Here is a 13,268-nt window from a genome sequence, read left to right as displayed (position 1 = left end):
GTCCCCTCCCGCCGCCTCCCTGCCCCTCGCCCATTCCGTTACTCCCGCCCCGCCCCCGTCCGCCCCGCCCCCGTCCGACCCCGGTGATCAAGAGCTTTGCGTCAACATCCCGCCGAAAACTGACGCGAACCTCTTGATCCCGCGACCGACCCGGCCGTCAGGCCACCCGCCGGCCGGTGGGAGTCGGCGGGAGTGGTGATCAAGAGGTTCGCGTCACCCATCGCGGGTGCAGGTGACGCAAACCTCTTGATCACCGGGGCGGGGCGGGGAGGGGGCGGGGTCAGCGGCGGCGGGTGCGGGAGTCGAGTGCCTGGTTGAGCCGGCCCAGCAGGGTGGCCAGGGTGTCCCGGTCGGTGGGGGACCAGTCGGCCAGGATGTCGCCGTAGAGTCGGGTCCGGGCGGCCTGGACGGCGGCCATCCGGTGCAGGCCGGCGGGGGTGGGGGAGATCACCGTTCCCCGCCCGTCCGCCGGGTCGGGGGCGCGGGCGATCAGGCCGTCGCGTTGCAGCGCCGAGACCTGCCGGGTGACCGTGGAGCCGTCGAGGTTGAGCCGGGCGGCCAGCGCCGAGACGTTCTGCGGGCCGGTGGCGTCGAGGTGCCGCAGGATCACGTACGCCGCCCGGTCGAGGACCCGGTGCTCGGCGCTGCCGGTGGCCCGCCGGGTGGCCTCGCCCAGTCGCATCAACAGGGCGACCTCGGTCTCGATCCGGCCGAGGGTGGCCTCGTCCGACTCCGTTCGCTGCGCCTGGTCGTCGCTCATAGCTGTATGATACAACAGAATTACCTGTACGATACAGCTATATGCGGCTTCGGCCCGACAGGAGGCGGAGTGGACCGGCGAACCGAGCCCCACCGCAGTGCCATCTACGCCACCACGCTGGTGGCCTTCCTCGCCATCGCCGGCATCGCCGTGGTGGACCCCATCCTGCCCGCCATCGGCACCGCGATCGGCGTCACCGCCTGGCAGGTCGAACTGCTGTTCACCGCGTACATCGCGGTGATGGCCGTCGGGATGATCCCGGCGACCCTGGCCAGCGGACGCTTCGGCTTCAAACCGGTGCTCGTCACCGGCGTCTCGGTGGTCGGGCTGGCCGCCATCGCCGCCTCGTTCAGCGACGACATCGTGCAACTGTCGGTGCTGCGCGGCGTGTGGGGGCTGGGCAACGCGATGTTCTTCGCCACCGCCATGGTGGTCCTGGTCAACCTCGCCAACGACCGGGAATGGGTGGTCGGCCTCTTCGAGACCGCGCTCGGCCTCGGCTTCGCCGTCGGACCGCTGATCGGTGGCCTGCTCGGCGAGGTCAGCTGGCGACTGCCGTTCTTCGTCTGTGGCGTGTTCATGGTGTTCGCCCTGCTGGTGGCCGCCCGCAAGCTCCGTGAGCCGACCCACCGGCAGCCGCCCGTACGGCTGGGGCAGATCTTCGCCACCTACCGCCGGCCGGCGTTCATCACCCTCTGTGTGGTCACCGCCGCCTACAACTTCGTCTTCTTCGTGGTGCTCGGCTACACGCCGCTCTTCCTCGGCCTGGACGTCATCCCCCTCGGCCTCGCCTTCACCGGCTGGGGGCTCGGCCTGGCCGCCGGCATCCTGCTCATCGGCCACCGGCTCGCCCACCGGATCGGCGCGGTACAGACCGTCGGGGTGGCGCTGGTCGGCCTGCTGGCCTGTATGGTCCTCTTCGCCACCTCGGCCGGCACCGTCGAGTCGCTGGTGGTGCTCGTCGTCGCCGGCCTGTGCATGGGAATGGCCAACGCCAACCTCACCGACCTGGCCCTCGGCCTCGGCTCCGCCGACCGGCGGGTCGCCACCGGCGCGTTCAACCTGGTCCGCTGGGGTGCCGCCGCACCCGCCCCGATCCTCGCCGGCAAGCTCGCCGAACACGGGCTGGCGCTGCCGTTCTGGGTCGGCGCCGGAGTGCTCGCCGCCGGCCTGCTGGTCTACCTGGCCTGCGCGCACCTGATGGCCGCCGGCTACGGGGAACGGCTGCTCTGGTCCCGCTGGAACCGGGCCGCCCGGCAGGCCGAGCACGAACCCGTCGGGGAGGCGTACTGAGCGGCCCCGGGGCCGCTCAGCCCAACGCCCGCCAGAGCAGGTAGAGGCCGATCGCCGTGCCGAAGCAGACGATCAGCGTCCGGAGCACCACCGGTGGCAGGCGGCGGGTCACCCGCGCCCCCACGTACCCGCCGAGCATCGTGGCCGGCGCGACCACCGCGACCGCAGCCCAGTTGACCGGCCCGAACAGGGCGAACACCACGAGCGTGGTCAACCCCACCACGGCCGACAGCAGGTTCTTCACCGCCGACACCCGGGCCAGCGTCGCATCGAGCACCAGGGCCAGGCCGGCCACCAGCATCACCCCGAGCGCCGCGCCGAAGTAGCCGCCGTACACCGTGCCGACCGCGACCATCGCCTGCACCGTGAGGGTGCGGCGGCGCGGGCCCAACTCGGCCGGATGCCCGACCAGCCGACGCAGCGGCCCCTGGAAGGCCAGGACCGCCGTCGCCCCGAGCACCAGGAACGGCACCACCAGGTCGAACGCCCGCGCCGGGGTGGCCAGCAGGAGCAGGCAGCCGACCCCCGTGCCGAGCACCGCCGTCGGCAGCAACGGCCACAGCGTCCGGCGGGGCGGCAGATCCATCCGGCTGCCCGCCACACTCGCCGCGTAGCCGGGGAAGACCGACACCGAGTTGCTGACGTTCGCCGCCACGGGCGGGATGCCCACCGCGATCATCGCCGGGAAGGTGATCAGCGAACCACCGCCGGCCGCCGCGTTCACCGTGCCCGCGGCGAGACCGGCGATGACCAGCAGAAAAACGTCCGAGAGCCCCATGGTGCCCAGAGGCTAGTACCACGGCCGTACGGCGGGAGCAGGCGGACCGCCGCCCACCGTCCCGTGGGATCCGACGCAGGCCCGTGCGGTCATCTGTCAAGGATCAGGCAGTTCGTGGTGCCGGCAGTCGGCAGAGCCTAATGTCGATGCCTCCCGGGGCGGTCGCGCCGGCCGGACAGCAGCTGCGGAGGGAACCTTGCTCGGGAGATTCATCGCGTTGGCCGGCGCCATCGTCAAGAACGCCATGCTCTACATCCTCATCGCGGGCCTGTGCCTCTACGTCCTGGGTATGTTCCTCTGGCGCGAACTCGGCGCCCTGCAGAAGTACCAGGTGCCGTTCCTGGCCACCACGCTCTTCTTCATCCTCGTCTTCGTGGTGGCGCAGACGGCGGTGCTGGACCGGCACCGCCAGTCGCTGGCCTCGATCGAGCTGAACGTGTCCGGCCTGGCCCTGCTCGCCGAGCAGGCCGGTCGCGCCGTCGACGTGCAGGTGTACGAGGACGACCAGGTCTACGAGGCCACCCGGCAGGCCGTGCAGAACGCCCGCGAGCGGGTCTGCGTCAGCTACCTGCGCAGCCACGGGCCGAACCCGGTGGGCGCGGCGGCCCGCCACATCCAGGCATGCCGGGAGTGGGCGCTCAGCTCGCCGCACCACCGCTTCCGCCGGGTCATCCTGCACAGCGACGAGGAGGCCATGGCCGAATTCCTGGCCACCGAACTCGCGGCCGTGCGGGCGGCCAAAGGCAGGGGCCACCGGTACGGGGTCAGACTGCTGACCGAGTCCCGGCACGCGGCGGAGGCGTTCAGCATCGGCATCTACGACGACGATCTGGTCATCATCACGTACTCCACCGACTCCCACCGGCACGTCGCCTTCAGTATCCGCAGCCGGGACGTGGTGAACCGCTGTTTCCGCTTCTACTTTGAAAGCCTCTGGGGGTCCGCCACCGACATCGAGAAGTGCATCGGTACCCCCGCCGCAGCCGAGCTGCCCGCCCCAGCCGAGATCGACCGGTAGCCACCGCTACGACGCGTCCCGCCGGCACCTCGTTAGGATGGGAGCGCGACGGACGAGTCGACCGGGCGGTCGCGTCGGCGGGCTGCGGCCCGCCGCCGAGGAACGTCCGGACTCCACAGGGCAGGGTGGTTGCTAACGGCAACCCGGGGCGACCCGCGGGACAGTGCCACAGAAAACAGACCGCCGACCCCATTCGGGGACGGTAAGGGTGAAACGGTGGGGTAAGAGCCCACCAGCACCCCGGGTGACCGGGGTGGCTCGGTAAACCCCACCCGGAGCAAGGCCAAGCAAGGGCCGTCACCGCAAGCTGACGACCCGGCGCAGACGCTTGAGGGCTGCCCGCCCGATGTCTGCGGGTAGGCCGCAGGAGCCTGTCGGCGACGGCAGGCCGAGATGGATGGCCGCCGCCGGTGCGGGCCCCGCGAGGGGTACGCGCCGCGCACAGAATCCGGCGTACAGGTCGACTCGTCCGTCGCCCACCAGCTCAGAGCCGTGATCAAGGCTCTGAGCTGGTGCTATGTTCGGGCGTCGATGGTCGTCGTTGGTCAACTTTGGCCGGCGTTTGAAACCCCCCATGACGCCCTGAGCGAGCGCTCAGCGGACTCGGTCTGGCCTACGCCCTGCCTTGTGGCGCCGACTACTGGCCGAAGGTGTATCGCAGGTCGGCGTTGATCAGTTGGTTGAGCCGCTTGCGCAGGTGGCCGAGGAGCGAGGCGTCGGGCAATGGTTCGGTGACCAGCAGACGCCAGCGCACCAGGCTGCCAGACCGGCCATCGGAGGCCAGCTCGAACCGCACCTGGGCGTCCGGCCGGCGGGGCCAGAGGGACGACCAGACGACTAGGTCCGGGTAAGCGGCCTCCAGCACCCGGGGCGGCTGCTCGTCGTCGAGCAGCAGGAGCCAGGGGCGGGTGGGGTCCCGCGGGTGGGTGAGCGCCTCGAACACGATCGCGGGCGGCGGCGGTTGCGCACGTTCGCGGTTACCCACCTCATGCCGGGCCAGCTCGGTCACGACGGCTGTCTCCCTGTCCCGATGTCTGCGCCATCATTGGACCACGCAATCCCTGGGCGGGCGCTGAGGACAGGCGCCGGGGCACGCGTCTGGTCGCGATGGTCAAGCTTGACGGGGAGCGGGAGCGCAAGCCCTAGACCGTGTTGGTCTTGAGTCAGCGGCTTCCTGGTGCGGCGATCAGGGTCGACGGCCACAGCCTTGAGTTCTGCCTACGCCAAATGGTCGCCGCGCTTCATGAGCACTTCCCGGACGAACTCGCGTTGGCCTGAGCTCTGCCGACGTGGGGGCGGTGGCCCGGTGGCTGTCGGCGGCTTGCCGCAGGCGCTACGCCACTCCTACGCCCCGGTGCCGTGCAGTGACCGGTGAAGCGGTAGTTGATCTGCCAGCGCAGCCAGCGGCCCCGGGCGAGGCGTACGGCCGGCGGGCGACGGTGTCGGCGGGGCATGCCCCGGGCCGACGGGATCACCTCGACGCGGATGTGGTCCCCGTCGTGACGGAGCTGGACGGCATCGCGGGCTGGCACGCCGTCGTGCAGGCGGGCATGCGGTTGAAACCCGTCCCGCTCGTGCATGGTGACTTCATGGCCACGATGTCCACCCGATCGATCCTGCCTGCTCCCTGGTCGCCGGACAATCCGATACCGCTCCCGTGGGCGTGCAGGTAGCGACGCATGGGCTCGCTGGTCGCGAGGTTGCCGACGGTGTGACAAGTCTGAGCCGTATTCGGACTCGGCTCAGACTTGTCACACCGGTGCCCCGCCCATCCTTAAATGCGATTTCGGGACAGCTGTCGGAGAATGGTCAGCTGCGTGCCTCCAGCCAGCGGTAGCTCAGGATGACACCGATGGCGGGGCATTCCCTGCGGGAGATGCGGGTCGCCGACGTTCCCGTGTTCTTCCATTCCCCGTAGTAGTCCTGGCCGTTCGAGCAGTGGATGCCCACCCGATGTGTTCCGGTGCCCGACGTGCACTTCGTCGTGCCACCGATCCCCACGCCGTCCTCGTAGATGGTCGCGACCTCGCAGTTGCTCGGGAACGCGTGTGCCGGCGTTGCTCCCACCAGCCCGGCCGCACCGACCATGACGACCACCGTGACCCGGCCGAGTTGACGGCGGACGCCATGGGTCACCAAACTCTTCATTTGCTTTCTCCTCGCCTGCGGGAAAGGACTCGGCGGACGCCGAGGTTCCACATTGAGGATCCCCGTGTATCGTCGTACGACTGCCTGTGACCTTAGCAATCGATGCGGTTTGCGGCCAGGCCCGGGCGCGCACAATTCTTGTCGGATCGTCGCGACAGCGTTTCTGGCGCTGAAAGACAACGCAGAATGGCATGCACGGACAACGCCGGCCGTTGACTGCGGGACTTTCGTGCCATTCCGACCTGCCGCACCGCCAGCACGTCCGTGTCAGTCGTGGTCACGGCAGCCGAGCTGGTCGCCGATCTCCTTCGGGATGCCGTACGGGCTGCACTCCAGCGCGCTGCCCTCGCCGATCTTCTTCCACCCGCCCGCCGAGTGCTCGAACAGCAGCACCCCGTCCCCCTGCTGCGACGGGTCGACGGCGAGGACCCCGGCGGTCGCCCACTGCCGGGCGCATGTGATGTGGTCGGGGTCGATCCGGTGGGTCTTCCTGTCCAGCCCGGACACCTGCTGGAGGGTTGCGGCACCGACCGGGCAGGCCGTTCGGGTGGCCGCCGGGGTGGCGGACGCCGTGCCGCGCGTCGGCGGCGGGCTGCCGGCGGACGAGGGGACGGCGGTGCCGCCGGGCGGGGGCGACGCGGCGTCCGAACCGGCCACCGGGCCGGGGGAACCGGAGCCGGCCACCGGACCGGCCGGCGCGGAGTCGCAGGCGGCCAGTGCCGCCAGCAGAGCCAGGGGTACGAGGGCGCGCAGGGTGTTCAGGAACATCGTTCCTCCAGATCGGATGTCGCCGGGACTCTGTGGAGTACACCCCTGGGCGGTGGTGCGGGTTGACCGCTGTCGGGCATCCGATCGGGCGTGTGGTCGCGGTGCAACGAGTCGTGTGGCAACAAGTCGCGGTGCAACGAGTCGTGTGGCAACGAGTCGTGGCGCAACGAGTCGCAGTGCGACGACAGGAGCGTCCGGGCGTCGACGACGCCCGGACCACCCGTCTGTTCAGCTCAGGTGGTGCACACGCGACCCCCGTCGGCGGCCAGGCTGGCGAGGGAGCACACCTTCAGCAGCGGATAGTGCGGCCCCATCACGGTGGCGGCCGTCTCCGCCGTGCTGTCCACCGGCACGTTCTGGGTGGCGTGCGGGAATCCGGCCACCGGCAGCAGGTTCCGCAGCAGCACCATGTGCGGGGCCACCGGGTACGAGACGGAGAACGGCAGGAAGGTCGCGTCGGCCACCGCCTCGATGGCCGCCCGCTGCTGCTCCCGACCGAGCACGTACGTGTAGTAGCCGTGCCGGTCGAGGCGGGTGTCGTCGTCGTAGCGGCAGCCCAGACTGGCCGGCGCGTCGGCGAACCGGTTGATCACGACGGGCTTGACCTGGCCGCCGAGGTTGGTGCACATCGAGAAGTAGCGCAGGTCGGCGTGTCGGCGCGGCCAGACGCCCGGATGGTTGCCGGCGACCGCCCGCGGTGCCCGACCCCGGATCACCAGCACCTGGTCCGCCGCAGGCGGGGTGACCCAGGTCCCGAGGTAGGCGTTGTCCGGGTTGGGGGCGAGGTTCTCCACCTCCGACGTCCGGGTGAAGAGCTTCTGCCCGGTCTCCTCCGGATGCCCCGGCCCACCCGGATGCCCCGGCCCACCTGGCCCACCTGGCCCACCTGGCCCACCGGGTCCGCCGGGTCCGCCGGGTCCGCCGGGTCCACCTGGCCCGCCGGGTCCACCGGGCCCGCCGGGTCCACCCGGGCCGCCGGGATGACCAGGTCCGCCGGGGCCGGGGCCGCCGGGATGGCCGGGCCCGCCCGGTCCACCGGGGTGGTGTCCCGGTCCGTCCGGTCCGCCGGGATGCCCCGGCCCGTCACCGGGGCCGCCTGCTCCGGACAGCCCCGCCTCGCGGGCGTTCGGAGTCGCCGGGGTGGTGGTGGGGGTGCCGCCGCCTCCCGGGGGGCAGGGCGGCAGGGTCTGCGACACCCCGTCGAGGGTGAGGGTCATGGTGGGCAGGACGACGGTCGCGTCGCCACCGGCCGGCAGGTAGACCCGGAAGATGACCGATGCCTTCGCGCCGGGCAGGGCGTCCTCCCGGGCCAGGGGCATCCGGTTGGTCTGCCCGAAGGTCACGTCGTGGGTGATGGTGAGGGTGAACTTTCCACCCGGCGCGGCACCGGTCTGCCACGGATTCCTGCTGCCCGCGTCCGGCGTGATGAGGTAATCCGGCATGCTGGAGCTGACACCATTGCGGGTGAAGTAGGTGGGCTTGTCGTCGTACACGTTGAAAGATGCGTACCTGGCGTCGGGGAAGGTTCCGGAAAGGGTGATTTCCAGGCCCGGCGTGACCGGATAGATGGTCGACCAGTAGGTGGCGGCGGTGTCCGGCCAGTAGGCGTTCAGGCTCGTCGCCCCGTACTTCGACGACCAGGCGCAGGTGGGCATGGTGACGCCGGAGCCGACGGCGCGTTCTGCCTCGGCGGGGGCGGCTACCAGGGGGGCGGTCAGCGCGAGTAGCCCTGACAGCAACAGAAACCGCCGACGCGTGGCCCGCGTCGCAGGTGCGGATACGGAGAGTGGCATGCGTCGACTTGATCAGAAACATGTGTCGACATAGTTACTTTCACGGTCAATTATCGTTGCTGGGGCGCGCGTTTTCGGCCAATCTGTGATTACTATTTCCCGGCAGTGGAGATTATTTCGGAAAAGCCAGTTCCAGGGGGTCTGGTCGGCTGCTGCGGTGGAGTGTGGACAGAGGTCGGGATTCACCCGCTAATCGGGTCTTCCGTCCCGTACGGCGGAGGCCCGGCCCGCACGGCCGCGCCCCCGCCGTACGGGTCAGGCCTCCGTCGGAACCGGGGTCAGCAGCGCCGCGATCCGGCCGGCCACCCCCGGCGCGTGCAGGTGCAGCCGGGCGACGTTGACGGTGTCCGTGCCGATCACGGCGAGCAGGGCCTGCTCGCTGACCGCGTAGACGCTCAGGTAGCCGCCCTGGTTGCGGACCGTCGACTGTTGGAAGTCGCCCTGGTCGAGCCGCATGCCCACCTGCCGCCCGAGGCCGAAGGTGGTCGCGGCGAGCGCGGCCAGGTCGTTCGGGTCCACCTCGTTCTGCAGGTTGTGCGTGATGAGCAGGCCGTCGACGCCACCCAGGACGCAGCCCTGCACCCCGGGGATCTCGTGCCTGAGCTCCGCCAACTCACGACTGATCGCCGGGTACGGCAGCGAGCGGTCCCCGGCCAGCGACGGCGGGAGCGGCCGGGCGGCAGGCGGGGCGGCGACGCGGGACGCGCGGGCGGCGCGGGCCGAGCGGCGGGGCAGGGCGGTCTCGGTCTTGTCTGCGGTCACAGTTCCAGGCTCTCCTCGATGGTGCGCAGCTGGTGCCGGGCCATCGCCAGGTTGGCCCGGCTCTTGCTCACCATCAGGTAGAGGAAGAGGCCCTTGCCGGTGCGGCCGGTCAGCGGGCGGATCAGATGGTACTGGCTGCCGAGGGTGATCAGGATGTCCTCGATCTCGTCCTCGATCTTGAGCATCTCCAGGGTGCGCATCTTGGCGCGGACGACGTCGGTGTTGCCGGCGGCGGCGACGGTCAGATCTATCTCGCCGGTGCCGCCGGCCACGCCGAGGGTCATGCCGCTGCTGTAGTCGACGAGCGCCACCCCGATCGCTCCGTCGATATTCATCGCGTTCTTCAGGGCGACGTCCAGGCTAGCCACGGTGGTGTTCTCCCGGTTCGGCAGGGCGGCGCCGTCGACATCGTCGTCGTCCCGCCCAGGTGGCGGGCGATGGCAGCGCCGCAAGAGGTCTGACGAGGCTCGCACACACCCCGGGTCGGTCGCATCCGGGGCCGCCGCATCGGGGCTGTCCGGGCGACCCGGGCCGGCCAGCGGTCCCGCCGGGGGGACCGGGTGAGGGATGGTCCATCTCGGGGGTGAGCTGATACCAGGTACCTGGTCCGGATGGTAGGGCCGGAAGTCCCCGACCCGTCGGCCACCGCGCGCCGCGGCCCGGCGGCTGTCCCGCAACGCCGTCCAGGTGCCACGCGCGGTGCGGGCACCCGGGCATCGCCCCCCCCGGAGGGACACCGTCGCCGTGGCGCAGCGCGGACACGTCGCCGCTATGATCACGACGTTCGATTCCGCCGGAGGCGTCCGGCGTCGTACCACCGGCTTTTCGGCCCACCCCGCGCGGCGTCGCGTCGGCCCCGCAAGCCGGGCCGACGCGGTCTCGCGCAGGGCCGGTTCCGGCGACGTCCGGGCAGGTCGGGAGCAATTTCGCGGTTTCGCCTCCGGGGCCGTCGAGCACGTCTACTGTGGATGTGGTCGCGACCAATTGCGGCGATCCGGTGGCGGTCGGGCTGCGCCCGGTGCACAGTGATCTCATGAACGACAGCGGAAGTGGTGGGCACTACTACTGGTGCACCCGACACCACCGGGTCGAGACCGATGCCGACGTGTGCCCTGCCAAGCACGTTCTCGGACCGTATCCCTCGGCTGCCGACGCGGAGAACGCCCTGCAGAAGGTGCAGGAGCGCAACGAGGCGTGGGAGGCCGAAGACGCCCGCTGGGCCGGGGAGGGCAACTGAACGGCGCGGGACGGCCCGCGTCGAGGACTCCGTGCCTCCGTGAGGAGGCACGCGGGAGCATGTCCCCAAGGAGGGAACCGAGATGGCCGAAGCAGCACAGGCCACCACCCGCCCGGCCGCGACGAAGACCGCCGCCGCGCAACGGACCGCAGGCGCGACCCGGAGCACCGCGGCCCGCCGCTCGACCACGACCACGGCTGCGGCCCGCAAGGCGTCGGCCGGCCGGGCCACGGCGAGCGCGGCGGGCGCCGGCTCGGGCCGGACCCCGTCCACCGGCACCGCCAGGAAGACGGCCGGCACGGCGACGAAGGCCCCGGCCGCCAGGAGCACCGCGTCGAAGGCCCCCGCCTCGAAGTCGACGGCCAAGAAGGCCCCTGCGGCCCGCAGCGCCGCGTCGAAGGCCCCCGCCTCGAAGTCGACGGCGAAGAAGGCCCCGGCGAAGAAGGCCCCGGCGAAGAAGGCCGCCAGCAAGACCACCGCCGCCGCCCGGAAGACCGTCGGGGCGGCCAAGAAGACCACGGCCGCCGCCCGGAGCACCGCGGCGAAGAAGACCACCACGGCGAAGCGGACCACCGCTGCGGCGGCGAAGAAGACCACCGCGACCGCCCGGACCGCGGCCAAGAAGGCCACGGCCGGGAAGACGACATCGCCCGCCAGGAAGACGACATCGCCCGCCAGGAAGGTGACACCCGCCAGGAAGACGTCACCCGCCGCGAAGAGCACGGCTGCCAGCAGAGCCACGGCCGTGAAGAAGGCGTCACCTGCCAAGAAGACGACGCCCGCGAAGAAGACGGCGGCCCGCAGGACCACGGCGGCGACGAAGAGCATGCCCGCGAAGACGACGACGACGGCGAAGCGGACCACGACCGCGAAGAAGACCACCGCGGCCACGAAGGCCCCGGCTCGCAAGTCGACCGCCAAGACCGCACCCGCGTCGAAGTCGACCGCGAAGGCGGCGCCGGCCCGTAAGACGAGCGCGTCGGCCACCCGCAAGGCGGCGGCGACGAAGACCACGGCCACGACCGCCCGCAAGGCCACCGCCCGCAAGGCCACCGCCGGTAAGGCGTCCGCGCGGACGGCGGCGGCGCGGGCCACCGCACCGGCGCGCGCCCGCAGGACCACCGGCTGACCGTACGGAGCCTGTGGCCCGATCGCCGACGAGCGGATCACGCGGCACGCTGCCAGGATTGACCCCGTGGTCATCCGACGTGTGCTCGCGCCCCGCATCGACTTCGGCGCGCTGCGCCGTGAGCTGGGACTGCCTGACGGCTTCCCGGCCGCGGCGCAGCGCGAGGCGGACCAGGCGGCCGAGGCCCCACCGCCCGTCGTGACCGACCGTACCGACGTCCCGTTCGTGACGGTCGACCCCGCCACCTCCCGCGACCTGGACCAGGCGATGCACCTCAGTCGTCGGCCCGGCGGCTACCGGGTGCGGTACGCCATCGCCGACGTCGCCACCCACGTACGCCCCGGTGGGCCGCTGGAGGAGGAGACCTGGCGGCGTGGGCAGACCGTCTACCTGCCCGACGGCAACGTGCCGCTGCACCCGCACACCCTCAGCGAGGGGGCCGCCAGTCTGCTGCCCGACGTCGACCGGGCGGCCGTGCTGTGGACCATCGACCTCGACGCCGACGGGGCCACCGTCGCCGTCGGGCTGGAACGCGCCCTGGTACGCAGCCGCGCCAAGCTGGACTACCCGGGCGTGCAGGTAGCCGCCGACGCCGGCCGGCTGCCCGACCCGATCGCGTTGCTGCCCGAGATCGGTACCCTGCTCACCGCCCGTGGCCTGCGTCGGGGCGCGATCAACCTGCCCCTGCCCGAGCAGGACGTCGAGCCCGACGGGGACGGGTGGCGGCTGGTGCTGCGCGGTCCCGGCCCGATGGAGGACCACAACGCCCAGATCTCCCTGCTCACCGGGATGGCGGCGGCGGACATCATGCTGGCCGGCCGGATCGGGCTGCTGCGTACCATGCCGGCCCCGAAACCGGAGGCGGTGGCCCGGCTGCGCGCGGCGGCGGCCCCGTTGGGCGTGCACTGGCCCGACGGGGTACGGGTCGGCGAGGTGCTGGCCGGGTTGGACGCCTCCCAGCCCCGGGCCGCCGCCTTCGTCGACCAGGCGGCCGAGCTGATGCGCGGCGCGGCGTACACGGCGTTCGACGGTGAGCTGCCGGAGCAGCCGGGACACGGCGGGGTGGCCGCCGCGTACGCCCACGTCACCGCCCCGCTGCGCCGGTTGGCCGACAGGTACGCCACGGAGGTGTGCCTGGCCCTGCACGAGGGCCGCGAGGTGCCGCAGTGGGCCCGGTCGGCGCTGCCCCGGCTGCCGGAGGTGATGGCCTCGACCGACCGGACGGCGGGGGCGGCCACCCGGGGCGCGATCGACCTGGCCGAGGCGGTGCTGCTGGAGCACCGGGTGGGGGAGACGTTCTCGGCGGCGGTGCTGGACACCGACGCGCCCCCGAACGGCCCGACGAAGCCCGGCCGGGTCCCCGGCGGGACGGTGGCGTTGGACGATCCGCCGGTACGGGCCCGCTGCACCGGGGAGCTGCCGCGGGGTGAGCGGGTCACCGTACGCCTGGTCACCGCCGACCCGGTCGGCCGCAAGGTGCTCTTCGAACGGGCCTGAACCCGGTCCCGGCGGGTCCGGTCGCCGGCCCGGGGCGGTGCCGCACGGCGGGGCGGTCAGCGTCACAGCGCCTTGCGCTGCTGGT

General features: G+C 71.8%; 12 protein-coding genes and 1 other RNA gene. 4 read left to right on the top strand and 9 right to left on the bottom strand.

Annotated features, from left to right (window positions below; all coding sequences use genetic code 11):
* Window positions 1-280 precede the first annotated feature (280 nt).
* Window positions 281-760 carry a MarR family winged helix-turn-helix transcriptional regulator gene (locus tag ACN268_RS13975; protein ID WP_421483577.1) on the bottom strand — a complete coding sequence of 160 codons (480 nt, stop codon included), beginning with the start codon at window positions 758-760 and terminating at the stop codon, window positions 281-283.
* A gap of 69 nt (window positions 761-829) precedes the next feature.
* Here ACN268_RS13975 and ACN268_RS13970 point away from each other — a divergent pair, with 69 nt between their 5' ends.
* Window positions 830-2,053, top strand: coding sequence for an MFS transporter (locus ACN268_RS13970; protein WP_421483576.1), 1,224 nt, complete (start codon window positions 830-832; stop codon window positions 2,051-2,053).
* Between the two features lie 16 nt (window positions 2,054-2,069).
* Here the strand turns inward: ACN268_RS13970 and ACN268_RS13965 are convergent, their stop codons facing one another.
* The gene (locus ACN268_RS13965) at window positions 2,070-2,831 is read right to left on the bottom strand and encodes a sulfite exporter TauE/SafE family protein (protein ID WP_421483575.1); all 762 of its coding nucleotides are present in this window, start codon (window positions 2,829-2,831) and stop codon (window positions 2,070-2,072) included.
* 196 nt (window positions 2,832-3,027) lie between these two features.
* Between ACN268_RS13965 and ACN268_RS13960 the strand changes: the two genes are divergently transcribed.
* Together ACN268_RS13960 and rnpB are read left to right on the top strand one after the other, a co-directional pair.
* A complete protein-coding gene (locus ACN268_RS13960; RefSeq protein ID WP_421483574.1) occupies window positions 3,028-3,849 on the top strand; it encodes a hypothetical protein in 822 nt (273 codons plus the stop codon).
* A gap of 53 nt (window positions 3,850-3,902) precedes the next feature.
* An RNA gene (gene rnpB / locus ACN268_RS13955) (RNase P RNA component class A) lies at window positions 3,903-4,321 on the top strand.
* A gap of 165 nt (window positions 4,322-4,486) precedes the next feature.
* Here rnpB and ACN268_RS13950 read toward each other — a convergent pair.
* From ACN268_RS13950 to ACN268_RS13920, 7 genes are all read right to left on the bottom strand, one after another.
* On the bottom strand, window positions 4,487-4,858 hold the full coding sequence (locus tag ACN268_RS13950; protein ID WP_421483573.1) for a hypothetical protein: 372 nt from the start codon (window positions 4,856-4,858) through the stop codon (window positions 4,487-4,489).
* An 800-nt stretch (window positions 4,859-5,658) separates the two neighbouring features.
* Complete coding sequence (locus ACN268_RS13945) at window positions 5,659-5,997, bottom strand: hypothetical protein (RefSeq protein WP_421483572.1); 339 nt, start codon at window positions 5,995-5,997, stop codon at window positions 5,659-5,661.
* A 267-nt stretch (window positions 5,998-6,264) separates the two neighbouring features.
* Window positions 6,265-6,765 carry a hypothetical protein gene (locus ACN268_RS13940; protein ID WP_421483571.1) on the bottom strand — a complete coding sequence of 167 codons (501 nt, stop codon included), beginning with the start codon at window positions 6,763-6,765 and terminating at the stop codon, window positions 6,265-6,267.
* 233 nt (window positions 6,766-6,998) lie between these two features.
* Window positions 6,999-8,504 carry a hypothetical protein gene (locus ACN268_RS13935; RefSeq protein WP_421483570.1) on the bottom strand — a complete coding sequence of 502 codons (1,506 nt, stop codon included), beginning with the start codon at window positions 8,502-8,504 and terminating at the stop codon, window positions 6,999-7,001.
* Between the two features lie 309 nt (window positions 8,505-8,813).
* Entirely contained in the window at window positions 8,814-9,320 is a 507-nt protein-coding gene (locus ACN268_RS13930; protein ID WP_421483569.1) for a roadblock/LC7 domain-containing protein, read from the bottom strand.
* On the bottom strand, window positions 9,317-9,688 hold the full coding sequence (locus ACN268_RS13925; protein ID WP_088644871.1) for a hypothetical protein: 372 nt from the start codon (window positions 9,686-9,688) through the stop codon (window positions 9,317-9,319). Before ACN268_RS13925 ends, ACN268_RS13930 begins: the two co-directional genes overlap by 4 nt.
* A 407-nt stretch (window positions 9,689-10,095) precedes the next feature.
* Entirely contained in the window at window positions 10,096-11,679 is a 1,584-nt protein-coding gene (locus tag ACN268_RS13920) for a hypothetical protein (RefSeq protein WP_421483568.1), read from the bottom strand.
* Between the two features lie 73 nt (window positions 11,680-11,752).
* Here ACN268_RS13920 and ACN268_RS13915 point away from each other — a divergent pair, with 73 nt between their 5' ends.
* A complete protein-coding gene (locus ACN268_RS13915) occupies window positions 11,753-13,183 on the top strand; it encodes an RNB domain-containing ribonuclease (protein ID WP_421483567.1) in 1,431 nt (476 codons plus the stop codon).
* Window positions 13,184-13,268: the final 85 nt, after the last annotated feature.

This window comes from Micromonospora sp. WMMD735 (assembly GCF_049178995.1).
In the GTDB taxonomy this organism is placed as follows: Bacteria; Actinomycetota; Actinomycetes; order Mycobacteriales; family Micromonosporaceae; genus Micromonospora; species Micromonospora wenchangensis.
This window is presented reverse-complemented; position numbering and strand designations above follow the sequence as displayed.